A 25522-nucleotide genomic window follows, 5' to 3' on the forward strand; every position below is an offset into this window, starting at 1 on the left:
GTATTTTATTTTATCATTGATAGATTTAACCTGATTACACTATTAAATTTCGACCATAACCTCAGTGACATCCCCCTGATGTACGATTTGTAATCGCTCATCAATATGCCTTTCATCTCATAGTTGGTTACCCGGATTGCGTACACCAAACTGCACTCATTGTTTTTACCGGATGATTTGCAGTGATACGTTTCCAGTATCTCAAAATCATCGGGTGAGATGAGCTCATTATATTGCAGGCACCTGATATGTTCATTCTCAATAACAAAATCATGATTAAAGCCCCGATCCTGCAGATCAATAATGAGGTTTATCAATTGTTCATCATCATGGTGCATATCAATATCCATTAAACAGGTGATGCTATAAGTTCATTTTCAATAGTGTTATTAGCTGCATTGCCTTTGTAAAGCCAAAAAGGGCCTTGCAAGGCCATGTAAAAAAGCAGCAGTAAAGCCTGCACCACAACAAGTGATACCGGAATACTTAGCGTTAAACTGAGAATGTTGCTCAGGATTAAAAAAGCAATATCGGCCGATATAAAACCCAAACCTGTTAGTTTAAGTAAGGGCTTGTCAGGCATGAGTATGATAACCAGTAAAGCAAATTTCAACGCACACATAACATACAACACTATGACGAAAAATTTGGCTGGTACCAGCGGCTCCATTAAACTTGTATTGAGTTTAATAAACAACCCTGTTGTTGCAAACATCAATACACTTGTAAAGAAAGCTACCGCGAAACAAATAAACTTTTTCATAGTGAAGGCTTTACGTGTTATCAGTACAATTAATTAATATTGAATAATTAACTGCTGTTTAACAATGTAAAGTTCGGGTTGGGGATCCCCTAAATCAATGTACTAATTATGGTTTCAGTAGTATAAATTACATATAGCCCTTTAAAACCGTGCGGGGTAATTTTCGTTTTCGATGTTCCCGAACTTTCTTTCGGCCCGGAAAATAAGCGTGATTACTACACCATTGTTATTTTCCATTTTAAAACTACCGTCAAGCTGCTTACTTAGCGCCTTCATCATTTCCATGCCCAAAGATGAAGTTTCTTTAATATCAAAACCCTGGGGCAACCCGATACCATCGTCGGCTATAGTCAGCATGATATTATTATCATCAAGTGTTCCGAGCGAAATGTTTATATACCCCCGTTTGTTCGGAAAAGCATATTTAATAGCATTGGTGATAGCCTCGTTAAGCATAAGGCCAACAGGTATAGCCTGGGCAACGTCCATTTTAACAGGCTCAATTTGTTGTTCAAACCTGATTCCGCGGTCATGAGTTTCGTAGCTATCGGCAAGATAATTAACCAACTCACTGATATAAACCGCAATATCAATATAAGCTACACTTGAATTGCTGTATAACTTTTGATGAATCAGTGCAATAGCTTGCACCCTGTTCTGACTTTCACGAATAGCCGCAATTGCCGCATTATTTTTTAAAAAAGCCGACTGGGTATTAAGCAGGCTCATTACTATTTGCAGGTTATTTTTAACCCGGTGATGCACCTCTTTTAACAGCCAGTCTTTTTCATCAATCAAACGGTCTTTGTCTACAGTTAGTTGCTGCACTACCTGGTTTTGCCCAATAACCTCCTTTTCTTTTAACCACAACTGGTAATTGATTTGTTGTTTTTGCCGGTACCCGGTATAAACTATGCCTAAAATGATAAGCAGTACAACAACACTTGTTGTTATAAAATCCCATTTAACAATTAGTAAGCTACCTTTTGTCCATAAAATATCATAAGTTATACGGTTATAATGCTGTGCCGGGGCGCTTACGGGTATCAAATGCAAGAAGCCTGTAAGTATCAGCTTACAATAAAACCGGGGCAAGTTTATATTGAAATTCACTTGATATTATTTTAATGATCAGCCTAAGACCCACAAATTTAGTTCGCCATACACGGTTCTACACTGATAAACCTGCGATCAAATTCAACTTATAAAAATAATATACTTACTAAACCCGGCCGATGTATTAAACACGGATTTTGATGTATAAATTACATATTGCATTTACCTTCTTACAATAAAGGCAATATTAACCTATATAATTAATAATCAAAATATTAGATACGCAACACCAATCTTAAGCTCTTTATTTAACCACGCTGTCCTGCTTTTCTGCGGCAAACTTTCTTCCTTTTCCTGATATCTTTTTAACAACTCACCGGCTAACAGATGATAGCATGTGGATATATGTTTAGTGACATAAAAGATGCGATATTTCGCTCCTTGAACAGCAATGTGATGATATTTCGTTAAGTCGAAGTACTTAAACAATAACACAAACATCTGATTATCAATAAAATAAAAACAACGGCACGAAATTAGAGAGCAGGCATATGCCATACAAGCTTTAAACTTCGCAGCCATGAAACAATTTAACGACTTTGCACCGCTACATTTTGAGAAAGTATCTTATTGCCTTCCTTTCAAAATCCATACTATTGAATGGATCAAAGAAAACGGCATCGATCTTCCCAATGACTATTTCATGCTGATATGGATAGTTTCAGGTAACGGCTATTACAGGCTCAATTTGCAAAAGGAGACAGTTAACTCCAATCAGCTGCTCCTGATAAAACCCGGCCAGTTGCATGATCTTAAATTTAGCAACAACCTGCATGGTTATGTAATATCGTTTACGGATTCGTTTTTGGATGCAGATGATTATGGCCGCGACCCTATCTATAGCCCCATTCATCAAATGTTTAGTCAAACGCAGATCGTTGCTATCAACAGCGAGCTGGCTGATGATATGAACGATATTACCGAAATAATGATGAAGGAATATAGCAGGCACAACCTTTACCGTGCAGAAATATTAAAACGCTATTTTAAAATCTTCTTCATCTATCTTTCGCGTCAGTTGGAATTTATGGAACAGGCGCCCAAACAGTCGCGCAATACTGCCATATTACAAAACTTCATGAGCTTGCTCGATAAAAACTTCAGGGAACATAAAATGGTGGCCGATTATGCCGACAGGCTTTCCGTAACCCCCAATTACCTTAACGAAGTGGTAAAAAAATTGACAGGGCAATCTGCCGGCCATCACATCAGGCAAAGGATTGCAGCCGAAGCTAAACGGCAAGCTATACACCCTGATAACTGCATGAAAAAAATAGCATATGATCTTGGTTTTTGTGACATGGCCCATTTCAGTAAATTCTTTAAAAATGCCACAGGGACCAGTTTTTCCGATTTTAAGAAAAGGGGAACTGTATTACAACCCATTTTTTAATCCAATTTCATAAAAGCATTCATCAACCTTTTAACCAATTAAATTTATCATCATGTCAGAATCTGTACAACTAATCCCGGGCGACTCGTTAATCACAGCAACACCGCAGGAGGGCCGTGAACTTGCTATTAAAATGGCCAGGCTCATCATCAAAGTAACACAACCCGATGCCGAAATTCGTGGAAAGCTGAGAGGGGTTTACGCCGAAGATGCCGCAATGCTCATTGCTGTAGGGCAAACAGTGGCAACCGAATTTGCTACAATAGCTGCAGCTAATAATTACTGGCGATAGCCCGGCAATGCCCTTGCCTTGCCAATTAATTTCATATTTTAAAGCCGGTAATACATCGTGCAAACACAAGTAATTATTATCGGTGCCGGGCCAACCGGCTTAATGGCCGCCTGCCAGCTGGCCCGCTTTAACGTTGATTTTATTATTATCGATACCAAGCCCGCGCCCACTCACGAGTCGCGGGCTATGTTGGTTACTGCCCGCAGCATGGAAATTTACCAGCAAATGGGTGTAGCTGATACTGTTTTGCAGCAGGGACAGATGATCAACAAATTTGCCATTTATATGAACGGCCGTGAAAAAGCGGCACTTGAAACTGCCAACGCAGGCAACGGGCTTACCGATTTTCCTAACCTGCAGGCATTTGAGCAGTTTAAGAACGAGGAACTGCTTTATGAGCAATTAAAAGCAACGGGGCGTGATGTTTTATGGCGAACCAGTTTGGTTAGTTTTGAACAATATGAAGACCATGTTGTGGCCAGTCTTTATGATAAAAGTAACCCATTCAGAAAAATAAGTATTAAAGCCTCCTACCTGCTGGCTTGTGACGGGGCATCAAGCCTGGTAAGGCAGCAGTTAGGACTAAACTTTGATGGAGGTACCTACCAAAATAAGTTTTTTGTTGCCGATGTGCAGCTTAACTGGCAGCAACCTGCAAACAAGCTCATCGCATCACTGTCGCGTGTTAATTTCTGCGCTTTTTTTCCGATGTATGGCAATAACAGTTACCGCATTTTGGGCACCCTGCCCGAAAGCTTTTCCGGCAACGAAGATGTTGGCTTTGATGACCTTAAAGACGTGATCACCGCGAATGTTAAACTGCCGTTTAGCGTCGAAAAGTTGAACTGGTTTTCGGTTTATAAGCTACATCACCGCTGTGTTAACCGGTTTAGGGTGAATCGCTGCCTTTTGCTGGGTGATGCAGCGCACATCCATAGCCCCGCAGGCGGGCAAGGGATGAATACCGGTTTGCAGGATGCACATAACCTGGCCTGGAAACTTTCCCTGGTATTGCAGGGCGTTGCTGATGATAAACTTATTGATACTTACCATGAAGAGCGATATCCCTTTGCCCAATGGCTCATGAAATTTACCGATAAAATATTTGCATTTATGACAAGCTGTAACTGGTTCATATATCAAATGCGCACCTACATGATGCCTCATATTTTACGTCTTGTGCTATCAACAAAATGGATTTCAAAACGCGTTTTCAGGATATTGTCCCAAATTTGGTATTCGTACAAAAAAAGCCTGCTTTCCCTGCAATTTATCAAGCAAAAGCTAAAGTTTTGCGCCGGCGACAGATGTCCCTATATTTTGACAGAAATTGATGGCAAATTGCAAAGCATCTATCATTTGCTCACGGAACCGAAGTTTCACCTATTATGTATCGGTAGCAGTGGATACGACAAGCACATTCCAGATCACTTAACAGCTTACATCAAGGTAGTTAATCTGCCTCTTAATGAAGGCTGGGAAAAATCAGGGGTAAAATCAGGACTTTATTTGCTAATAAGGCCCGATAATTATATAGGCTTGCTTAGTGATGAAATGAGCCCGGGGTTAATAACCGGCTATTTTAATACATTTAAAGGTAACTGAACAGCAAAAGGCTTTAACAGACATTAAGCTTCATCGTATATAAAATCAATGCTCCAGCGATAAGTGGCTATGCTTGCCAGCAATAAACTACCTGCACTATCAGCCCAAACCGAATAATTAAAAGGAGCCTTGAATCCTGAAAATATCGTCATGCAAAGTGCAAAAGTAAGCGTAAGGGCAAAACTTGCATAAGCCGCCGTACGGATCTTAAAACCCACAATAAACATGATGGCTATAGAAACCTCGCCCACTGTGGCCAAAAAGCCCATGACTCCAGCCAGCGACCTGCTCAGATATGGCATCAGTGTATTGGTATAAACCACAAAATTGTCCCAGCTACCCCAACTTACCTGATTTTGGCCTGCCGGTCCCATGAAACCCAACCGATCGGCCACTGGCAACAAGAAACCGATAGCTAATGCAAAGCGGAGATAAAGTTGTGCTATTTGAAGGGTGTTTTTCATCTGTGAACATTTATGCATCTAAAATACAGGTTTAAAATCCCGCTTAAAAACGTAAAATCCATGTTTACACAAATAAGATAAAAGTGTCATCTTTTTGTTGAGAGGCAGGAATCTGAACATTTATCCAGATTTTCTACAGAATGTGAGGGTAGTATAGCACCTTTCACATGCCTGCGATAAGTATAAAAAAAAGGGCCGCGGCCTACGTTACCTCATTAATGGAAGAAAACCTTCCGGCAAACATGTATTTCCATAATTTGGGACATACTCAAAGAGTTGTAGACGCAGCAATTGAAATTGCCGGGCATAGCAAAATAAAAAAGCCGGAGCTAACCGTCCTAACTGTGGCCGCCTGGTTTCATGATACCGGCTACCTTTATCATTACAAGGGCCACGAAGATACCAGCATGATCATTGCAGGTACTTTTTTAATGCAGCACCATTACAATAACGATTTTATACAACAGGTATGGGATTGTATCGAAGCTACAAAAATTCCGCAGTCACCCCAAAACCTGATAGAGCAGATTATTTGCGACGCCGATATGCGTCATTTCGCGTCGCCCGATTATTTTAAATGTGCCAACAATTTAAAACAGGAATGGGAAGTACATTTGGATAAGCACTACGGCGATGAAGAGTGGCACAGTTTAAACCTAAGGGTATTACAACACCACCAGTACTTTACTGATTACGGTAAAACTGTACTGCAGGCAGCAAAAGAAAAAAACATCGACCAAATGAAGCAAACGGCCTAATGCCGCTTTACAGTTTCTTTTCGTACACGGCTTAAAGTTTCGGGCGTAATACCTAAGTAAGATGCGATCATCGCCTGCGGTACCCTTAACGACAGATCAGGATATTTCTGAACAAAATCAAGATATTTTTGCTCGGCAGTAAAGGAAATGGCCGAATGGATCCGGTTTTGACTGGTGATAAAGCTCTTGTTGATGATAGCATTCACCATATCATTAAAGGGCGGTATTTCGCGGCAAAGGTTATCAAAATTTGTTTTGGTGATCAGTATTAGTTCGGTATCTTCAATAGCGTCAATATTATTTCTGGATGGCTCGCCGGTAAGCAGGCTGGCACGGTCGCCGGTCCACCAGTTTTCTTTGGCAAAGCTCACTATGTTTTCGCGGCCGCTTTCATCAACGCTGTAAAAACGCACCAGGCCCTTGGTTATAAAGGCATTATATTTCCAAACATCACCTTCCTGCAACAGATATTGCCTTTTACGAAGCTTTTTATAAATACACACGGCTTCGATTTTAGCATAGTCGGCATCGGTAAGGGTTGTTTTCTGGCTGATGTATTCTTTAAATAGCTCAAACATATAAAAGCAAATATCCCCTTTATCCGGGGATATTTGCTTCTGTTCGGGTCATATTTTTATCAGCAGTTATGCTGTGTATTTACTTAACCATTTGGTTTTAATGGCAGCACGTGCATCAATAAATTCCTGGTCGGTACCCTGGGCCACGGCATCAAGCGGGTAACGCAATGGTCTTGTTCCTTTTTCCATTTCCACAAGCCTCAGTATCCCATCGGCAATGGTTTGCGGATCCATATTAAACTCGGCCATTTTGCTGAAAAGCGCGGTGCCCATGGCGTTGAATTGCTGTGCCGAAGCTTCACCATATTCGGCAACAACTTCTGGTTTATCAGCATGGATACCTGCTTTACTGCCATTGTTCATTTCGGTTGGATATACACCGGGCTGGATGCTTACGTTTTCGATGTTGTACTGTGCAAGTTCATCCTGTAAACCCTCGGTAATACTTTCTACCCCAAATTTGGAGGCAAGATAAGGGATCATAAATGGCAGGGTATGGCCGCTTGCACCTGATGTAATGTTGATGATCAAGCCATTTTTAGCTGCGCGCATGCTCGGCAAAACTGCAAAGATAGTACGGAGAGCTCCGTAAAAATTCACTTCAAACATCTGCCTGATCTGGTCAAGCGAGTAGGCTTCCAGTACCCCAAAACCTGAAACCGCCGCATTATTAACCAGGACATCAATATGGCCGTATTTGGTTAAAGTATATTCAAAAGCTGCTTTAACTGAGGCATCATCAGTAATATCAACTTCAACTACTTCAACATTTGGCAGGGCTGATAACTCTCTGGCCACAGCTTCGTTTTTGCCATTTATTCCACGCATACCTGCTATTACGGTATGGCCTGCATTTGCAAGGGTTATAGTGGTTAATTTACCAAATCCTGTACTTGTTCCGGTTATAAAAATTGTTTTTGACATTTTGTATCGTTTTTTTGTTGATACAAATCTATCGCGACGCTACAACCTGTACATTGATATTTGATAAGAACGAAATTGATATTTGTCAAGAAAATGGGGAGTATACAAGATTCTCATTGTTGTAAGCGCAGCGTGGCAATCCCCGATTAGTTGAGGGGTTTTACAAGTCTGCTCTGCATTGTTTGAGATTCCTTTGTTTTTTTATAATGACGTGTTTGTAAGTTATTGGTTATTAGGTATATTTTTTGATCAATTTTATAACATGGGCGTTCCCGTTAGCTAACGGGCCGGGCTATCCGCTGCAAGTCCTCGCTTTGCCTGCGCACAATCCGGCGCACGCTGTGGGCTTTACGCTTCTATCCCTAACGCGGCCCCGCACAACACCGCTAAAACATTTACACGTCATTACATCTTTTTCAGATTCTTACCCGCAGTGACGATCTTTAAACTAAGAAGTGAACAGAACTCTTTACTTCGTTCCTGAAGGTACAGCCAATGGTTGTCCATCTTTCAGCGGCACGCCAAAATTTGGTGAGCCATCCTTATTCCAGGTAAATTTCTGAGCGCGAGGCGAACGTTTATTACCGCAGCCTTCGTTAGGATTTGAATTGGCATGATACAGGATCCATTCCTCCCTGCCATCGGGCGACTTAAAGAATGAATTATGTCCCGGCGCATATACACTATTTTCCGGCGATTGCTTAAATACAGGCTGTTCCGTTTTTATCCATGACGCGGAATTCAACAGGTCGCTGTTTTTGGAAGCTATAAGCATCCCCAAAGCATAAAAATCAGTCCAGCAGCCACTGGCCGAATAGATCAGGAATAGCTTATCCTTATGTTTTAAAATTTCCGGTCCTTCGTTTACACTCACGTGTGCCGGATTGCCGGCATCATTTAAATCGCCATTGGTTTCCCATTGGTAGGCCGGACTTGATATTTTTACTCGTTCGCTGCCAATGGTCTGGGCATCCTTCATTTTGGCAATGTAGATATTTTGCTGGCCATTATGGTCACCCTCCCAGCCCGACCAGATCATATACCAGCTTCCGTTATTTTCAAATACTGAAGCATCAATGGCCCATTTATCGGTACTGTCGGCTATTTTTCCCTTAAATTCCCAGGTACCTTCTGTGGGATCGGCCGACTTATTTTCGAGCACATAAATACGGTGATTGTTGTTATCGCCGTTATCGGCAGCAAAATATACGTACCACTTGCCTTTTATAAAATGCAGTTCGGGGGCCCAAAGGTCTCTTGAATAAGCAGTTCCGCCGGGAGGCGCCCAAACAGCCTTTTTAGGCGCGGTACTTAGTTTGGTAACATCCTTCGTTTTCCAGATAACAATATTGCCACCTGTTGAATTGGTATAATAGTAAAACCCATCCTTATAAATTACCCAGGGATCGGCTCCTGATGGCAGCAAAGGATTAGTAAAAGTTTTATCACCGGTGTTTTGCGCCATAGCAGCTTTAGAAAATAAAAGCAGCAGCAAGCAAACATTAAACAACTTCTTCATAGGGCTGAAAGGTTTTAGCTTGGTTTATAATGCGCTAAAAGTCTGTAAAAGATTTTACAAAAACAACAAATGTTAAGAATACATTTATTAAACAAGCAGCGTTGTTTTGCCTACGCCTTTACCGGCTGGGATGAGGCGCGGATGAAAACCTGGGTTGGTAATACAGTAGTTTCAAACTCGGTAACAGGGCGCTTGCTTTCAATGATGCTGATGAGCATTTCGGTAGCTTTTTTTCCCATTTCAAAGCCGGGCTGATATACCGCGCTTAATGGCGGGTTTAAAACTTCGGCCAATTGGGTGTTAGTGAAGCCAAGCAAAGCGATATCCCCCGGGATCTTATAACCTAATTTATGCAAGAGCGATAAAGTAGTTGTCGTGATCCTGTCGGATGCGGTAAAGATGGCGTCTGGCCTACTCTCAGAAAACAACTCGCTTAGCGCGTTCTCTATTTCGGCAAGGTCTTTACCGCCATGAGGGCAGTATTTGATCAGCCTTTCATCGGGCTGCATGCCATGCTGTTCAAGCGCCTTTTTATATCCTCTCAATCGTTCGGCGGTGATGGATACGTTTACCGAACTGGTAATGTGCGCTATTTTGCGGTACCCTGCGCCAATTAATTGCGTTGTGGCATCATACGCACCGGCAAAGTTATCAGCCACCACCTTGTGGGTATCAATTTCATCGCTTACCCTGTCAAAGAAAACTATCGGTAAGCCTTTTTGGTGTAGGTTTTTAAGGTGATCGATATTATTAGTTTCGGTTGAAAGGGAAATCAGTAAACCATCAATGGAACGAAAAGTCAGGTGGCGCACATTCTGCATCTCCAACTCATACGATTCATGGGTTTGTGTAATGAACACATTGTATCCCTTGCTATGCGCTACCGATTCGATACCATTGATCACCTGCGAAAAAAACTGATTCTCAATAGTGGAAACTACAATCCCAAGAGATTTGCTGTTTCCCCGTTTAAGACTTTGGGCATTTAGATTAGGCTGATAGTTAAGCCTTTGAGCACATTCCAACACAAGCGCCTTAGTTTTTTCACCAATTTCGTGACTGTCTTTAAGCGCCTTGGAAACCGCCGAGGGCGAAATTCCCAACTCTTTAGCAATATCCTTTATAGTAACTCCGCCAAAATTCATTTCGTCCCCTGCTTATGATCTCAAAATTAACAATCCGGTTGTATATCGGATAGTAAACATAAGAAAAATAAGTTCTACACGGGATAAAGATGTATTATGCCTCGTAATCTCGCATTGATAGCCATGAAATTAAATTCCAGAAAGCCGTTCATATATGCTCATTCAAGCTCAATCATTTGAAAGTTTGTCAATTCCCTCCTTGGGGAGGGGTGCGTTGGAATGTGTAGCGGCAGGGAGGGGTTTATGCGTTATTTCAAACAAACAGGCCAATTGATGAAACCCCTCCCTACACCCTCCCAGGGGAATCGAACAATCCCCCACTTTTTGTCTTGCTTATTAAAACCAGCGGGTAATGATAATTATTTCACAACCACTATAGCCATACCGTCATGCTCTTTAGTACCTACAGTTTGGATAATAGTAGCTGCTACCTGTTTATTATCGGCAAGGGCTTTATTAAAACGCTGTACTCCCCTAACCCGCTCATCGTCACAGTTATCGTCGAGTACCTTACCCTCGCGGATCACATTGTCGGCAACAATAAGGGTTCCCGGCCTTGAAAGTTTAAGCGCCCATTCAAAATATTCGGTATAGGGTGGTTTATCGGCATCAATAAATATCATATCAAACGGCCCTTCATCTTCGGCATCAAGAGCAGCAAGGCTGTCCATCGCTTTCCCTACTTTGATATCTACAATTGGATCCAAACCGGCTTTGATGATATTTTGATGGGCGACGTCGGCATACGCCTGTTCCAACTCAAGGGTGATCAGCTGACCATCGGCGGGCAGTGCACGGGCCATCCAAATGGTGCTGTAGCCGCCCAGTGTACCTATTTCCAGGATCTTTTTGGCATTACACAACTTAGCCAGCACCTGTAAAAACTTGCCCTGGTTGGCTGTTACATTGATACCCGGGATACCCGCATCCTTCATAGACTTCAAAGTACCTTTCAGCACCGCATCTTCATCGCCCAGCAGGTTACCTATATACTGATCAACCGATTCAAAAAGTGAAGTATCCATAATGTTTATTTTGGTTGTGATAAAATTAAACACTATTTACCGAAAACCATTGTAAGCTTATTGTTAAACAAAAGCAGCAAAACGTCTCAATTGTTAACTGTTCGGGACAAAATATCATTACTTCGTTTAACGCATATCAATTATTAATCAAAAACTAATCATCAGCTAATAATTAACGAATGTTGATTGTACAATTTAGATTGCTGATATTGCTGATGTGGAAAATGTTAAGATTATCACCATAAATACGTGGAAATGTGATGGCGAATACCGGCTGCGCATGGACATACTTGCCAAACAACTTAAACAATTAAAACCCCATGTTATAGCTTGCCAGGAATGTTTTTATAGCGAAGAAGCCAATGCCGATACCCTGAAGTTTTTGGCCGATGAATTAAATATGAACTACAGCTTTTTACCCGGCCGGTCGAAAAAACGCCCGTTTGAAGGCAAGATGGTTAACAGCACATCCGGACTGGGTATATTATCCTTTTATCCGGTTACCGAAGCCGAAAGCTTTGATTTGCCAATAGTGCCCGAAGACAATGACCGCAAGGCTTTTAAGGTTGATATCGACCTGCCATCGGGAAAAACCTTAACTGTAACCACTACCCACCTCACACATTTAGGCCAGCAAAAAGGTTTAAGAAAAGCGCAGGCCGAAGCACTTGCAGGTTTTGTTACTGAAGAAACACCGAACCCATACCATATCATTTGTGGCGATTTTAACGCTACGCCCGATTCGGAAGCCGTTATGGCTTTCATGGAACTGGCAAAAGCCACCGATTGTTATACCCTGGGTAACGGTACTGAACCGCATTATAGCTTAACTGATGCCTATTATAAGGCTAACAAACAGGTATGTATTGACCATATTTTCACTTTACAATTGCCCGGGATAAATAACTATCCGCAATTTATTGATTCGGCCGTTGTGTTAAATACCCCCGACGAAACAAGTGGCTTATATCCAAGTGATCATTTTGGCATAACCACCACACTTTTAATCCCCTAACCTACGTTATCAATAAAACAATTAACACAACCTGATACTTTCACGATAAAGTTTTTGTACCCAATCATGAGCAAGTTATTTTACGTTATTGGCGCATCAGGCGCCGGCAAGGATACCCTGATGAACTATGCCCGCACACAGATCAACGGATCGGAAAATGTGGTATTTGCACATCGTTATATCACCCGCCCACCGTTTTCGGGTAACGAGAACCATGTTAGTTTAACTAACGAAGAATTTGCATTAAGGAGCAAAGCCGGCATGTTTGCTTTAAGCTGGGGCAGCCATGATAAATACTATGGTATAGGTCAGGAAATAAATAACTGGCTTAACAAAGGTTTTAATGTGATAGTTAATGGCTCTCGCGAATATCTGCCCATTGCACAGCGACTTTACCCCGATCTGAAAGTAGTATTAATAACAGCGAGGCCTGAAATTATTGCCAGCCGTTTGGCCGTTCGTGGGCGGGAAAATGCTGAGGAAATTGCCAAACGCATAGCCCGCACTGCCGAACTCAATACCAATCTCGAAAACTGTATCGAAATACCCAACAACGGCGCCGTTGAACTTGCCGGGAACGAACTGGTAAACCTGATATCAATAACGGAAAAGCAACTGGCTTAAACCTGCTTTACAAATCCGGAAGACTTGATCTCATAGCCCATTTTCTGATAAAAGACATGGGCAACTTTCCTGTCGTCACGGTTACCACTATTAATGATCACCGTATTCAGGCCTTTTTCAATGGCATAGCCTTCACAGGCTTTAATCAGTATTTTACCGATACCGAGATTGCGCGCCGTTTCCTTCACAACAAAGGCAAGCACCCTGAGATATTTGCCGTTCTTTTCATAATAGTTGCCTTTTACCAGGCCTGCCATGCCCACTATTTCATCCTTAAATTGTTTTATAATCCGGATGAACAAAGATAGGTTCCATGCGGGCCTGCATTTCGGCCACGGTGGTCGGATAATTTAAATCGGTCATGAGCACCGCTATAGTTTCAACATCTCCCTCATGGGCGTCCCGAAGTATTACCTGATTTACCATTTGATATCATTATAAAAGCCACGCAGGCCCGATAGCCCTAAAACAAATGTAGCCGTGCAAAATTCTGTTTTAATTATTAGCATTTTATTAGCCGGCTATAAGAAATGGTTGGAAATACGTGATAGAATATACCCAGAAAGGGGTATTTCCGGGTGGAAATTTTAAGTCTATTTTTACAAAAAAACAATAAAGAAATTTTCAAAGGCAATAAATAACCTAAACCCTATTATATAAATCAGCCATCTGCTCTGAACAGCAAATGGCTTTTTTGTTTATATAGAAATTCGAGTTGTTGCCAGCTATCTTAAAGTTGCATAATTATAAAACTGCAACCGGCCGGTACCCTGCACCGTGATAGTTTTGGTTTCGGTTGCTCCCTGCGCATTCTTAAGGGTAATATGAACCTGATTGTCTCCTTTTTGTAAAGGGATGCGGGTATAAGAAATATAAGCCGGCAAACTTTGCCAGTTACGGGTATCGGCCTTTTCGGATAGTAAGCTGTACAGTTGGATACCATAACCAAGCCCTTCCAACAGGCCATTAGTTTTGCCATCGCTTTTTGCGGCAGCACGCAACGAATACTCGGCTATTTTTTTCACCGCAAGGCGCGATAAAATACCGCTCATTTCTTTCAAAGCACGTTGTTGTAATGTTTTAAATGCCAGTTCATTGATATCTTCTGCTTTTACCAGTTGCGCTTCCTGGTTATTAACAGAGATACTCGCACTTGAATAATAGGGCGTTTGCGCAACGTATTTAGGAAATGCAACACGAAGGCTTTCAACCGATTTGGTATTTACCCTGTTCCTGTCGCCATCATAATTGAACGGAACCACTATGCCACCTGCAGCATCAGTAAAAAATAAATCGCCGTTACTATTGCGGATCAGGCTAAAAAACAAGTCGACCTGAGTTTTTACAGGCGCAAGACCATTTTCCCAAAAGAAGATCAGTTCCCCGCCATCCGAGGGTTTTACAGGTTCGTATTTAATCCCAAAAGTTGTTTCAAACTGATCAGCCTCGGTTGTAAAACCATTCAATTTTGCTGTGCGGATCACATCCTCTTCCAGCTCAATTGGCATAGTGGTACCATAATAAGTTTTATCGGGGCTTTTGAGGTAAATTTCAGCTGCGTTCCGGTATGATATAAATGCGTTATTTACGTCATTATTGCTTTCATACAACATGCCCTGCAAGGTTAAGGCAAAGGCATCATTTGAATAGCGGTTGTCTTTGTTATTATACTTGTCGCCCTGCTCCTGGGCCTGCAAGGTGATGCGGCGAGCCTCTACAATGGCATCTTCAGTTTTATTGAGATACAGATAGTTAAGCGCCTTGTAATAATGGATCATGAACTTTTCAAAATCCTCGCCCTTGTATTTTTGCGATGCCGAGTTAAGCAAAACGCCAACGGCAGCGTCTGAAGCACTGGTCAGCCCTTCGTCAAGTAACTGATCGGCCTGGTTAAAGTAGTTGTTGCTGTTTTCGTATTCGCCTTTTAAATGGCAGATCCTCCCCTTCTCCATCAGGTACAGGAGTTTATTACGGGGCGCCTGGATGAGGCTGTTTTTATCAAGCTCTTTCTCGGCCTGGGGATAGTTACCAGCCGAAACATTTTTATAATAAGGCGCAACACTTTGATTATAGGTTGAACACGCCGATAAAAAAAGCATCAGCCCGATAAAAGAAAATACCCGGAGAATATGCGTACGTAAGTTGACCATTATTAAATGCAAACTGCCCCAAACACGGTATACCATGTTCAGGGCAATAATGTATACGGGCTTTAGTTTTTAACGTATTTGGCAATTTTCTTTTCGCCTATCCAAACTACTTCATTTGTCTGGATATTGGTGAGCTCAAGGTTTACCTGGTAGTAAACAACTTTTTGGCGTTTGTGCGCGTCAACAATAGAGTTGATAGTCCCCTGAAGTATGTAATCGGCACCGTTTTCCAACCCAAATTTTTTCATGGTTGATACAGATGCATTTGTTTGCTGATCGGCTTTTTCGGCACGTAACTCATCACGTTTTTTGCCGCCCTGTACCAAACGTACCTTTTGCGATTGAATGAATGCGCTTTCGATATCGGTGAGAAATGTTTCAGCATCAATATGCTCGTGGCTTTTGTTTTGTACAAAGCCAACAATAACTACCGGGCGTTTGCCCTGATGCTCGTTAAGGTGGGTATCGATCCAGTTGGCACCTAAAATTTTGCCGGTAAGCTCGTCAGCCGCCATACGTGCGTCACTGTTATTCCAGTTGCCGCTAACATCAATTGTTTGATCGGTGCTCACGCGTGTAACCTGCCTTGAACATGAGGCTATAAAAATTCCTGAAACTGCTATCGCAGCAACTGCTAAAATCCTGTTGAACTTCATCTGTAGTGTATATTATAAATTATGATATGTTAGATTGAATGCTATGCCAATTGTTACCAGCCAAAACCGATACCAATGCTTGTGCGGCCTCCCCAGCGGCCACCATAATAACCGCCCCAACGGTTACCCCAGCCATAGTTAAGGAATGGGGAATAAGAGTAACCACCGTATAAACCCCATGAAGGTGAATAGTCATAATATCCGTTCATCCGCTCTTCATGCCTCCATTCGCGGTTTTGGCGGCGACGCTCTAACCTGGCTTCATACCAGTCGTACGCTTTATAAGTATTTTGTATGGTGGTGCCATGTAAACTGTTTAAGGTATCGGCAACCCTGATATATTTTGCCTGGCTTTCCATGTAACGCGGGTTCTGATCGGCTACTAACGATGCTATTTGCTGGGCTTTTACGGTGCCGCTAAACAAACCGCCTAAAAGCATCAAGGCTATAATGAAGATATTCTTTTTCATCGCGCTTAATTTGATAAGTAAAGTTACGTAAAATGGTGTCCAAATATTACACCGGTATTAAGTATAAACCGTTAAAATATGTTAATCGGGAACTTTTTGACTTAATTATGAATTGAAAGCGCGCCTACAAACCTTTTTTAGCTATAAAAACCGTCAATATTACTGTCACCATAAGCCCTGCCGGTGCGTCATTGCAATATATTTTAATACATTTAATATCATGAAAAAAGTAACCTATATCCTATTTGCTATCGGGATTGTTATATCGCTGTTCGCAGCTAACGCCAATGCCCAAACCTCGGCCTTTAAACCAAAAGATCAGCAATTATTTAACACTATTGCACATATGGACAGTGTAATGTTCAACGCATTTAATAACCGCAACCTTGATGTTATGAAAACGCTGTTTACCCCCGATGTTGAATTTTATAACGATGGCAAGGGTGTAAGCGGGTATGACGCAACCATGGCCGGCTTTAAAGGCATCTTTGAAAACAAACAAGCCGCCGACCTGCGCCGCGACCTGCTGAAAGAAACACTTGAAGTGTACCCCATGCCCGGCTTTGGCGCTATTGAAATGGGAACACACCGTTTTACCCACACCGAAAATGGACAACAGATCATCGGTTTAATGAAGTTTGTACATGTTTGGCAGTATAAGGATGGGCAGTGGAAAGTGAAGAGGGTGGTGAGTGTGGGGCATTAAGTTATGGTAAACTCAACAAAAAAATGTCATTTCGATAGAGCATGGGAGGGTATGAGCAATGGGAGCGAAAGAGAAATCTTATACGCCCAGTAGAGTCGCCCTGCGTATCGCATAAGATTTCTCATCCTTACCCGGCTATTTCCCGGCTCTTCAAGGATTCGAAATGACATTTTTTTAAAGCAGCGAACATTCCCATCCTCAAAAAGCTTATTCAACCCTTTCCTTCAAAGCAGCCTCCCAGCCTATGATGGCATTTTTGCGGGTGCTTCCCCAATGGTACTGGCCTATCTCACCGGTTGATTTGATTACGCGGTGACAGGGGATCAGGAATGCTACCGGGTTGCTCCCCACTGCTGTTCCAACGGCGCGGTAAGCATTTTCGCTGCCTGCCTTTTTGGCGAGTGAAGCGTAAGTAGTCAATCCTCCGGCAGGTACTTTCAATAATGTTTCCCATACCTTGATCTGAAAATCAGTGCCTTTTAAATGTAGTTTAATTTCATCGAGGTGGCTCCAGTCCTGGGTGAAAATAAACAGGGCGTTCTGTTGGATCCTGTCGACCAGCTGATTATATACAGCGTTCGGGAAATTTATCTTCAGTTGTTCCAAAGCTTTTTCTTCGCCTTCATCAACAAAAGCCATGTGGCAGATTCCTTTGCCAGTTGACGCAACGATAACTTTACCGAAAGGAGTATCGGCAAACGAATAATTGATTTGCAGCATGGCGCCGCCATTGCGGTATTCGCCGGGAGTCATGCCTTCTACCTTAATAAACAAGTCATGTAGCCTGCCGCCTCCTGAAAGGCCTGTTTCTAATGCCGTATTGAAAACATTGGCATCTTCCTGCTTTAATATTCCCTTGGCATGCTCCACACTTAAATATTGCAGGAACTGTTTGGGCGTCACTCCTGCCCAATCCTTAAACATCCGCTGAAAATGAAAAGGGCTTAAGTTAACATGGTCTGCAACCTCTTCCAGTTTGGGTTGGGTTTTAAAATTCTCTTTGAAAAAACCTATCGCATCAGCTATGCGGGTATAATCTATTTCTTGCTGGGTTTTCATAATGCCTGATTATTAAATAAATTCAATTGTGTTTTTATTCTTTTATAACACAAAATTACCGCCCCAAACAGCCTTCAACAATCCGATTCTTGCGGAGTTGCTATGCGATATGATCATCAATTATAGTTTTTAATACTACAGCATTATTTAATGCTAACTCCTTTGAAGAAAACACCAGCGTCACTTTTTTATGCTGTTTGATATAATCGATCAGTTCAGGCAATGCCTTAGTGCTATCAATCTCGTCCCGATATCTTTGGCAAAAGGCGTCAAATTTGTCAGCATCATGGTTATACCATTTCCTTAATTCGTTAGACGGCGCAATCTCTTTAAACCATCTGTCGATATGTGCGTCTTCCTTTTTTATGCCGCGGGGCCAAAGGCGATCTACCAGGATACGGGTGCCGTCACCTTGGGCATAAGGCTCATAAACGCGTTTAATTTTGATATCCATTGTATGTATTTATTAAGGTTTAAAACTCCGCAAGAATCGGATTGCATGGCGGTTGCTCCAAAAGTAGCTTTGACATTCTTCAAAATAACAAAATGACTTCAGAACAAACACTTAAAGATCGCATCAAAAACCTAAACTGGGACCAGATCAACCAAACATTACATAATAAAGGCTTTGCAATTGTTAAACAGGTTTTGAGTGAACGCGACTGCGATACCTTGATCAGTAATTATGATGCAGACGAATACCGGAAAACCGTTAACATGGAACGCCACAGGTTTGGTTACGGCGAATATAAATATTATAAATACCCGCTCCCATCTGTAATAACCGATTTAAGGGAAACAGTTTACCCGCACATAACTCCCGTCGCCAATAAATGGATGCAAGAACTTGGGATCAACAAACAATTCCCGGATACTCATGAAGAAATGAAGCAGCTAAGCCATGAAGCCGGACAAACCAAACCTACTGCCCTGATATTACAATACACTGAAGGCGGGTTTAACACCCTGCACCAGGACCTTTACGGTGAAGTATATTTCCCTATCCAAATGGTTTTCATGCTTGATCAGCACAACAGGGACTATACAGGCGGCGAATTTGTGATCATCGAGCAGGTCCCACGTGCGCAATCAAAGGCCAATGTACTTACTCCGAGTATGGGAGATATGATTTTATTTACCACTAATTTCAGACCGGTAAAAGGAGCCAAAGGCTATTACCGGGTGAATATGAAGCACGGCGTAAGCTCGGTTCATAGTGGTAAACGGCATAGCCTCGGCATCATCTTTCATGATGCGTTGTCTTAAATAATTGACGTAGCTTTAACTATTATTATGCTGCAAAACCGTGTAACCCCTTTTGGACAGCTTATTAAAACACCTGAGCGAGGTGCCTGGCTCGGCAACCGCGGTGTGATCCATAATGCGGACAAGGAAATAGTACGTCCCTTTAAAATTAAAGCATGGATAACCTGTATGCTGGAGTTTAGAGGCCGCCACCGGGAGATTATGCAACCCGACCGCTGGACTGAGCTTTTCTTTCTTGACGAGGCCACAGCTTTTTCGGCCGGGCACCGCCCCTGCTTTCAATGCAGGTATAAAGATCATCAAAGGTTTAAAGAGTTTTGGTTGAAAGGAAACCCGCAATACAGTTTCGATATGAAAACACCCGTATCCAGAATAGATGCGATCTTACAAACCGAGCGTATTGCTGCTGATAGATCAAAAGTTGCTTATGAAGAAAAGCTGAGTGCACTACCTAACGGCACGTTTGTAGTTTACAATGATCAGCCGTATTTGCTCAAAGATAATCGGTTATATTTATGGAGCCCTGCAGGTTATGAAAGAGGAATAGCGCTACCTGATGTAGATATGCTTCCAGTATTAACTCCGCGGTCATTTGTTAATATGTTCAGAGCCGGATATGTACCGCAGATGGGGATTTAAAGTTTTTTCAATTAGTTATTATATAATGGCTTTAATAATAGCTACTATGCCCATTGTAATAAGTCCGCTTGTCATTGCGGCCAATTGAAAATATCTTGTTCTCACACCCCAAACTTTCCAAGCATACAAAGAAGCCTTAGCGGAAAAGTTCTTTGAGTTGTTAAATTTCACTTGATTAAAGCTAAACCTGATTATTAAACAAAAAGATAGAATATAAATTAATATTGCTACCCAGATCAATGGTTCCATAATAAGAAGAATTATAAGTTAAAGCTACAAAGAATACTAAGTCATAGCAAATTATATATTTCTATGGCTACTTAGTGGTAAAAAGCTTCCAATGTCCTTCAGAAACAATTTCAACGGCCCCATCAATCACTTTAATCGCGGTTTGATCATCAATAGCGTATGATGGTACCGATATAGTTGAAGCCAGTTTTTCAATATTGGACAGGGAATTATCCGGAAACCACTCATGATCCAAATGAGGGTGAATAGCAAAGTCAACAAAACTCAACGACTTGTCGCTATCGGGCGGTAACGTATGGTTGCCATAAGTGGTACCAAAGCCGGTCATGATCATACTACCGGCGCTCAAGCCAACATATACCAGTTTTTGCAAAAGTGACGGCAGCAAATCCACCAATCCGGATTGCTGCATCCAGTAGGTAAGGTACTGGCAATCGCCACCACCTACCAATAAAGCATCAGTTTCCCTGAGCATATCAATCCATAACTCTTTTTTGATACTTGGCAAGGCGGTAAGCTCCAGCAACCCCAGCGACTTCCAACCCAATTGGCAAAAAGGATCACCTAACGATCCGCAAATCACCCTTCGTACAATGTCGCCGCCATTTGGAATGCCATATATTGCTGTCGGTATAAAAAGGGCGTTCGCCTCGGTAATCGGCTTATCTAATAGCTCGACCAAAGCATTTTGAATACTCATATTGCTGATTCCGGCGGATGTAAGAAGTAGCTTCATAATTTATTGGATTGTGATCAATGTTAATCAAAACGCCGAAATTAAATTCATAAAACAATCAAAACTTCCGCTCCATCCATTCAATCCGGCTGTTCGTCGGTACAAAATTTCATATTGCTGCATGGAAACTACCTTTACACCATCAAATAATAATTTGATCAGTGATAAGGTTTAGGTTATAGCCCCCAAGCAGCGAGTGCAAGGGGGCTTTCTTATTTAGTACCATGTTTACCTTCTCAAAGAAAATCCACTACTGTTTAATCGGCGGTACAAAGCCAGGGGTCAAAAGTCATCTTTTTTGCTGTTCTTACTTAGAACTTATGACCCTGGGCTAAAGACTATACAATTTATCAGTAGCACAGCATCCACCCCCACCCCGTTCATCTATACAATTTCCCTGTTCACCGACACATGGTTGTCAAAGCTCCCGCACATCTTCACCTTTGATTTATAATTCAGGAGCAGGAACACTGAGTTATAGGTTTTTTTCATAAAGATGAAGCACCTGTGCGCAATGTACAGGTGCTTTTTTTAATTAGGTACTAAAAATGTGTGCCGGCAAGTAGTTCAGATATAGATGAATAAAAAGAATCTTAAAACAAAATGATCCGCTCAAAAGCAACTACATTTTTCATTCATGCTGCCGGCTGGCTTGTATTTTTAGGGTTCCCGTTATTATTCATGAACCGCACGCAGCAAAGCAGCACCGGCACATACACGGTATTGTTTTCGCCTTACTACTGGTTATTTTGCCTCACCTATATATTTATGTTTTACCTGAACGCCTGGTACCTGGTGCCTAAGTTCGTTTTTCGTAAAAGATTTGTTTGGTATGGGCTTATCGTATTACTGCTTTCGGGTTGTGTTTACTTTTTGCAGCCTTTTGATAACCTGCTTCTTCACAACCTTGTTAAAGGAAATAAACCTGCAACAACAGCGGTGCCCAATCCGCAACCCATAGGGCCGCAAATTACGCCTACCGGTATTGACAGCTCGGCGCCTAATCAACAAAACATGCCCTTTGGCCCGCTGCCGCATGAAGACCTGCGCATGCAGGACCCAAGCCTTAAACCAACTAACCGCGTAATTTTCATTCATCAATCGGGCAATATTGATATGGTAGGCTTGTTTATTTTTATCATTGTGATGGGATTAAGCGTTGCTATTGCCACCGTTCAGAAATGGCAGCTTACCGAGCAGATGGTTACCCGTGCCGAAGCCGAAAAAGCCCATGCAGAATTATCATTTCTCAAAGCGCAGATCAACCCCCATTTTCTGTTCAATACACTGAATAATATTTATGCGCTGTCGGTCACCAATAGCGAGCATACGTCTGAAAGTATTATGAAGCTCTCAAACATTATGCGCTACGTGACCGATGAGGTAACCGAAGATTTTGTTTTACTGCAAAACGAAATTGACTGTATCAATGATTATATCGACCTGCAACGCCTGCGCCTCGGCAAAAAAACAACACTTGATTTTGAGGTTTCGGGCGAGATAAACAATCAAAAGATTCCGCCGCTGATATTGATGACTTTTATTGAAAACGTATTTAAATACGGCGTAAGTAAACATCAGCCATCGGTTATCAATATTTGTTTGCGGGTAAACGGCAACCAAATGCTGTTTATCTGCAAAAACACCATTTTCGAAAAACGACCGACCACCGAGCGGAAAGGCATCGGCATTGCCAATAACCGCCAGCGCTTGCAACATATTTATCCTAACAAACACCGGCTCGACATCAGCTCGGCCGATGGCAATTTCACTGTCGAACTGGAGATTAACGCTTAAAACTATTTATTATGCAATTGAAATGTGTAGCTATTGATGATGAGCCATTGGCCCTTCAGATCATTGAAAAATATGTAGCCGAATATCCTGCGCTAACACTGATAAATACTTTTGAAGACGCCATATCGGGCGGCGAATACCTAAAGCTAAACAAGGTAGATGTACTGTTCATAGATATTAACATGCCCGATATCACTGGTATCGACCTGGTAAAATCATTGGCCGATAAACCGATGATCATTTTCACCACGGCTTATAAAAACTATGCATATGAAGGCTATGAACTGGAAGCTGTAGATTACCTGCTTAAACCTATCAATAACCTGCGTTTTGGTACAGCGGTTCAAAAAGCAATTGGTTATTACCAGTATAAGCACGCCGATACCACAAATGAAGGCGACTTTTTGTATGTGCATTCAGAATACAGGCTCATCAAAATCAATATCAAAGACATTGAATATATTGAAAGCATGCAGGATTATATCAAGATCCACATACTGGGGGTGGCCAAGCCCGTGCTTACGCTTATGCCATTGAAAAGCGCAATTGAAAAACTGCCTGCATCAAAATTTATCCGTATTCACCGCAGCTTTGTGGTAGCACGTGACCAGATCAGATCGATCCATAACCGTAAGATAAAACTAACTGATATAGAGCTTCCTGTAGGCACAAACTATACCGATTTCATTAAGGAATGGCATAAATAATTGCTAATCTATGCGTTTCATCGGCACATTGAGGGCATTGAACGACACATTATTTTACAGCCGCACAAATAGCCGCAACTTTATAATTAATTAATTGACACTAATCCTTAAAAGTCATGAAAACAGCAGGCAGCAAAAAAACCATCTTAGTACTTGATAAAAACAGCAGGATGTTATCAGTAATTGATGATATTATGTATTATGGCGATTTTAATGTGCATTTAACTTATGACCCTAATGCTATATATGATAAGGCAAAAGTGATAAACCCCGACCTGATCATTCTGGATTATTTGTTAGTGGATACAGATTGCGAGCTGGTATGCCAGGACTTTAAGGACGACGAACAATTATGCAATGTGCCCATCATTATCGTCACAGCCTTTAAAACAAAAAAATCACAAGCCGATTCCTATAAATGCGATGCTTTGTTTGTAAAACCACTGGATATGGAGGTGCTTGCATCAAGGATAGAATACCTGATGGCGTCCTGAAGCCGGTTTTGTAAACTCATATAAACCTGCTAAGTTTAGCTTTTATTATTTAAAACGAACCTGCAATATAAATGAAACTCAAGAACAACATTGCCACCAGCGATAACGGGTTTATCTTTAATCCCGCCACAGGCGATTCGTTTTCCGGCAATGAAATGGCGGCACAATTGCTTTCAGCCATGAAAAGCAATAAAACCGAAGCTGAGATTAAGCAGGATATTCTTAAAAGGTATGATGTAAGTGAAAACCAGTTAGACAGGGATTGGGATAACTGGATGCTACAGCTAAAAGAAGCAAACCTGCTCGAAATTTAAGGACGATGGCAAACAAGTACGATAATTTATGTATTGCCGTTACCGGGCTCAACGCCAATGATAATCCAGGCCCGGGCATGGCAGTTATCCGTTCTTTAAAAGCGTATTTTGGCGATAGTTTGCGCATAATCGGCCTGTCGTATGAGTCGTTGGAGCCGGGGATCTATTTGCGGGATTATGTAAATAAAACTTACCAGGTGCCCTACCCAACCGAAGGGACGGCTGCCCTGCTCGAGCGTTTGGCATATATAAACCAGCGGGAAAGCCTCGATCTCATCATCCCTAACTTTGATTCGGAACTGTTCAATTTTATAAAAATAGCACCGCAATTGCAGCAAATGGGCATAGCAACTTATCTCCCTACCCAACAACAATTGGCTTTGAGAGATAAAGTACATTTAAAAGATTTCGGCACAAAACACGGCTTTTATGTGCCTGCCGATCATAAGCTGTACACTGCTGATGATTTACAAAAAGCTGCCGCTGACTTCGGTTTCCCGATGGTAATAAAAGGGAAATTTTATGAAGCCTATGTTGTTTATACGATAGACCAGGCTCTGAAAGCTTTCCATCAGCTTAATGCAGCGTGGGGCGTACCCGTAATTGCGCAACAATATATTAAGGGCAACGAGATCAATATTGCGGCCCTTGGTAACGGTAAAGGTGATAACACAAGTTTAGTTGCCATGCGCAAGCTTTATATTACAGATAAAGGCAAAGCCTGGGCCGGTGTCACCATCAAAGACGATAAACTAACCCAACTGGCCGGCAACTTTGCACTTGCTACCAATTGGAAGGGCGGTTACGAAATGGAAATCATGAGTACTGCCGAGGGACATTTATACATACTGGAAATTAACCCGCGTTTTCCGGCATGGATTTATTTAACTGCTGCCGCCGGGCAAAATCAACCCGCGACATTAACAAAAATGGCATTGGGTGAGGTTGTTGAGCCCTATACCGACTACCAGGCCGGCAAGTTGTTTGTACGCTACTCGTGGGACCATATTGCCGACATTGCCGATTTTCAACAGATCTCGGCCATGGGCGAATTATAA

The 25522-nt window shown here is 41.9% G+C and carries 31 protein-coding genes; 14 read left to right on the forward strand and 17 right to left on the reverse strand.

The window, feature by feature from the left end; all coding sequences use genetic code 11:
• Positions 1-5: 5 nt before the first annotated feature.
• From AC59JO_RS02120 to AC59JO_RS02130, 3 genes are all read right to left on the reverse strand, one after another.
• On the reverse strand, positions 6-350 hold the full coding sequence (locus tag AC59JO_RS02120; RefSeq protein WP_413668979.1) for a hypothetical protein: 345 nt from the start codon (positions 348-350) through the stop codon (positions 6-8).
• Positions 350-763 (reverse strand): hypothetical protein, encoded by a 414-nt coding sequence (locus tag AC59JO_RS02125; RefSeq protein WP_497303054.1) that lies wholly within the window; start codon positions 761-763, stop codon positions 350-352. The genes AC59JO_RS02120 and AC59JO_RS02125 overlap by 1 nt, the downstream gene beginning before the upstream one ends.
• Positions 764-904: 141 nt before the next feature.
• Positions 905-1876 (reverse strand): sensor histidine kinase, encoded by a 972-nt coding sequence (locus AC59JO_RS02130; RefSeq protein ID WP_497303056.1) that lies wholly within the window; start codon positions 1874-1876, stop codon positions 905-907.
• 523 nt (positions 1877-2399) lie between these two features.
• Here AC59JO_RS02130 and AC59JO_RS02135 point away from each other — a divergent pair.
• Genes AC59JO_RS02135 through AC59JO_RS02145 form a run of 3 tightly spaced genes read left to right on the forward strand, consistent with a single transcriptional unit; the run spans position 2400 to position 5169 of the window.
• Positions 2400-3272 carry a helix-turn-helix domain-containing protein gene (locus AC59JO_RS02135; RefSeq protein WP_497303058.1) on the forward strand — a complete coding sequence of 291 codons (873 nt, stop codon included), beginning with the start codon at positions 2400-2402 and terminating at the stop codon, positions 3270-3272.
• Positions 3273-3324: 52 nt separating this feature from the next.
• Complete coding sequence (locus tag AC59JO_RS02140) at positions 3325-3564, forward strand: hexameric tyrosine-coordinated heme protein (protein ID WP_413668983.1); 240 nt, start codon at positions 3325-3327, stop codon at positions 3562-3564.
• Between the two features lie 57 nt (positions 3565-3621).
• On the forward strand, positions 3622-5169 hold the full coding sequence (locus tag AC59JO_RS02145) for an FAD-dependent monooxygenase (RefSeq protein ID WP_497303061.1): 1548 nt from the start codon (positions 3622-3624) through the stop codon (positions 5167-5169).
• A gap of 23 nt (positions 5170-5192) precedes the next feature.
• On the opposite strand, the gene AC59JO_RS02150 is transcribed toward AC59JO_RS02145, so the two are convergent.
• Positions 5193-5633, reverse strand: a complete 441-nt coding sequence (locus AC59JO_RS02150) for a DoxX family protein (RefSeq protein WP_497303063.1) — start codon at positions 5631-5633, stop codon at positions 5193-5195.
• 167 nt (positions 5634-5800) lie between these two features.
• Here AC59JO_RS02150 and AC59JO_RS02155 point away from each other — a divergent pair, with 167 nt between their 5' ends.
• Entirely contained in the window at positions 5801-6391 is a 591-nt protein-coding gene (locus AC59JO_RS02155; RefSeq protein ID WP_413668986.1) for an HD domain-containing protein, read from the forward strand.
• Here the strand turns inward: AC59JO_RS02155 and AC59JO_RS02160 are convergent.
• The 5 genes from AC59JO_RS02160 to AC59JO_RS02180 form a co-directional block, all read right to left on the reverse strand.
• A complete protein-coding gene (locus AC59JO_RS02160) occupies positions 6388-6969 on the reverse strand; it encodes a Crp/Fnr family transcriptional regulator (RefSeq protein WP_413668987.1) in 582 nt (193 codons plus the stop codon). The two genes, AC59JO_RS02155 and AC59JO_RS02160, sit on opposite strands and share 4 nt — an antisense overlap.
• Before the next feature lie 66 nt (positions 6970-7035).
• Positions 7036-7893: an SDR family oxidoreductase gene (locus AC59JO_RS02165; RefSeq protein WP_497303066.1), complete on the reverse strand. Its 858-nt coding sequence runs from the start codon at positions 7891-7893 to the stop codon at positions 7036-7038.
• Positions 7894-8362: 469 nt separating this feature from the next.
• Positions 8363-9412: a glycoside hydrolase family 43 protein gene (locus tag AC59JO_RS02170; protein WP_497303068.1), complete on the reverse strand. Its 1050-nt coding sequence runs from the start codon at positions 9410-9412 to the stop codon at positions 8363-8365.
• A 110-nt stretch (positions 9413-9522) separates the two neighbouring features.
• Complete coding sequence (locus AC59JO_RS02175) at positions 9523-10557, reverse strand: LacI family DNA-binding transcriptional regulator (protein ID WP_413668990.1); 1035 nt, start codon at positions 10555-10557, stop codon at positions 9523-9525.
• Between the two features lie 359 nt (positions 10558-10916).
• Complete coding sequence (locus AC59JO_RS02180) at positions 10917-11582, reverse strand: O-methyltransferase (protein ID WP_497303070.1); 666 nt, start codon at positions 11580-11582, stop codon at positions 10917-10919.
• Between the two features lie 217 nt (positions 11583-11799).
• Between AC59JO_RS02180 and AC59JO_RS02185 the strand changes: the two genes are divergently transcribed.
• Both AC59JO_RS02185 and phnN read left to right on the forward strand, forming a co-directional pair.
• Positions 11800-12597, forward strand: a complete 798-nt coding sequence (locus AC59JO_RS02185) for an endonuclease/exonuclease/phosphatase family protein (protein WP_497303072.1) — start codon at positions 11800-11802, stop codon at positions 12595-12597.
• A gap of 66 nt (positions 12598-12663) precedes the next feature.
• Positions 12664-13221, forward strand: coding sequence for a phosphonate metabolism protein/1,5-bisphosphokinase (PRPP-forming) PhnN (phnN, locus tag AC59JO_RS02190; protein WP_497303074.1), 558 nt, complete (start codon positions 12664-12666; stop codon positions 13219-13221).
• Here phnN and AC59JO_RS02195 read toward each other — a convergent pair.
• From AC59JO_RS02195 to AC59JO_RS02215, 5 genes are all read right to left on the reverse strand, one after another.
• Positions 13218-13484, reverse strand: a complete 267-nt coding sequence (locus AC59JO_RS02195; protein WP_497303858.1) for a GNAT family N-acetyltransferase — start codon at positions 13482-13484, stop codon at positions 13218-13220. The two genes, phnN and AC59JO_RS02195, sit on opposite strands and share 4 nt — an antisense overlap.
• 10 nt (positions 13485-13494) lie before the next feature.
• Positions 13495-13647, reverse strand: coding sequence for a hypothetical protein (locus AC59JO_RS02200; protein WP_497303076.1), 153 nt, complete (start codon positions 13645-13647; stop codon positions 13495-13497).
• Positions 13648-13946: 299 nt separating this feature from the next.
• Positions 13947-15371, reverse strand: coding sequence for a COG3014 family protein (locus AC59JO_RS02205; protein WP_497303078.1), 1425 nt, complete (start codon positions 15369-15371; stop codon positions 13947-13949).
• A gap of 62 nt (positions 15372-15433) precedes the next feature.
• Positions 15434-16027: a penicillin-binding protein activator LpoB gene (locus AC59JO_RS02210; protein WP_413668996.1), complete on the reverse strand. Its 594-nt coding sequence runs from the start codon at positions 16025-16027 to the stop codon at positions 15434-15436.
• A 53-nt stretch (positions 16028-16080) separates the two neighbouring features.
• A complete protein-coding gene (locus AC59JO_RS02215) occupies positions 16081-16497 on the reverse strand; it encodes a hypothetical protein (protein ID WP_497303081.1) in 417 nt (138 codons plus the stop codon).
• 220 nt (positions 16498-16717) lie between these two features.
• Between AC59JO_RS02215 and AC59JO_RS02220 the strand changes: the two genes are divergently transcribed.
• A complete protein-coding gene (locus AC59JO_RS02220) occupies positions 16718-17203 on the forward strand; it encodes a nuclear transport factor 2 family protein (RefSeq protein ID WP_497303083.1) in 486 nt (161 codons plus the stop codon).
• Between the two features lie 207 nt (positions 17204-17410).
• On the opposite strand, the gene AC59JO_RS02225 is transcribed toward AC59JO_RS02220, so the two are convergent.
• On the reverse strand, positions 17411-18262 hold the full coding sequence (locus tag AC59JO_RS02225) for a methylated-DNA--[protein]-cysteine S-methyltransferase (protein WP_497303085.1): 852 nt from the start codon (positions 18260-18262) through the stop codon (positions 17411-17413).
• A 100-nt stretch (positions 18263-18362) separates the two neighbouring features.
• Positions 18363-18716: a DUF488 domain-containing protein gene (locus AC59JO_RS02230; RefSeq protein WP_413669000.1), complete on the reverse strand. Its 354-nt coding sequence runs from the start codon at positions 18714-18716 to the stop codon at positions 18363-18365.
• Positions 18717-18808: 92 nt separating this feature from the next.
• Between AC59JO_RS02230 and AC59JO_RS02235 the strand changes: the two genes are divergently transcribed.
• A complete protein-coding gene (locus tag AC59JO_RS02235; protein ID WP_497303087.1) occupies positions 18809-19528 on the forward strand; it encodes a 2OG-Fe(II) oxygenase in 720 nt (239 codons plus the stop codon).
• A gap of 27 nt (positions 19529-19555) precedes the next feature.
• Positions 19556-20167, forward strand: a complete 612-nt coding sequence (locus AC59JO_RS02240) for a hypothetical protein (RefSeq protein WP_497303089.1) — start codon at positions 19556-19558, stop codon at positions 20165-20167.
• Between the two features lie 316 nt (positions 20168-20483).
• Here the strand turns inward: AC59JO_RS02240 and AC59JO_RS02245 are convergent, their stop codons facing one another.
• Positions 20484-21152 carry a Type 1 glutamine amidotransferase-like domain-containing protein gene (locus AC59JO_RS02245; protein WP_497303091.1) on the reverse strand — a complete coding sequence of 223 codons (669 nt, stop codon included), beginning with the start codon at positions 21150-21152 and terminating at the stop codon, positions 20484-20486.
• 603 nt (positions 21153-21755) lie between these two features.
• Between AC59JO_RS02245 and AC59JO_RS02250 the strand changes: the two genes are divergently transcribed.
• From AC59JO_RS02250 to AC59JO_RS02270, 5 genes are all read left to right on the forward strand, one after another.
• A complete protein-coding gene (locus tag AC59JO_RS02250) occupies positions 21756-22949 on the forward strand; it encodes a sensor histidine kinase (RefSeq protein ID WP_497303093.1) in 1194 nt (397 codons plus the stop codon).
• An 11-nt stretch (positions 22950-22960) separates the two neighbouring features.
• A complete protein-coding gene (locus tag AC59JO_RS02255) occupies positions 22961-23656 on the forward strand; it encodes a LytR/AlgR family response regulator transcription factor (RefSeq protein WP_413669005.1) in 696 nt (231 codons plus the stop codon).
• Between the two features lie 116 nt (positions 23657-23772).
• Positions 23773-24150, forward strand: a complete 378-nt coding sequence (locus AC59JO_RS02260; protein WP_413669006.1) for a response regulator — start codon at positions 23773-23775, stop codon at positions 24148-24150.
• 71 nt (positions 24151-24221) lie between these two features.
• Positions 24222-24464: a PqqD family protein gene (locus AC59JO_RS02265; RefSeq protein ID WP_413669007.1), complete on the forward strand. Its 243-nt coding sequence runs from the start codon at positions 24222-24224 to the stop codon at positions 24462-24464.
• 5 nt (positions 24465-24469) lie between these two features.
• Positions 24470-25522 (forward strand): ATP-grasp domain-containing protein, encoded by a 1053-nt coding sequence (locus AC59JO_RS02270; protein WP_497303096.1) that lies wholly within the window; start codon positions 24470-24472, stop codon positions 25520-25522.

This window comes from Mucilaginibacter sp. A5337 (assembly GCF_059690695.1).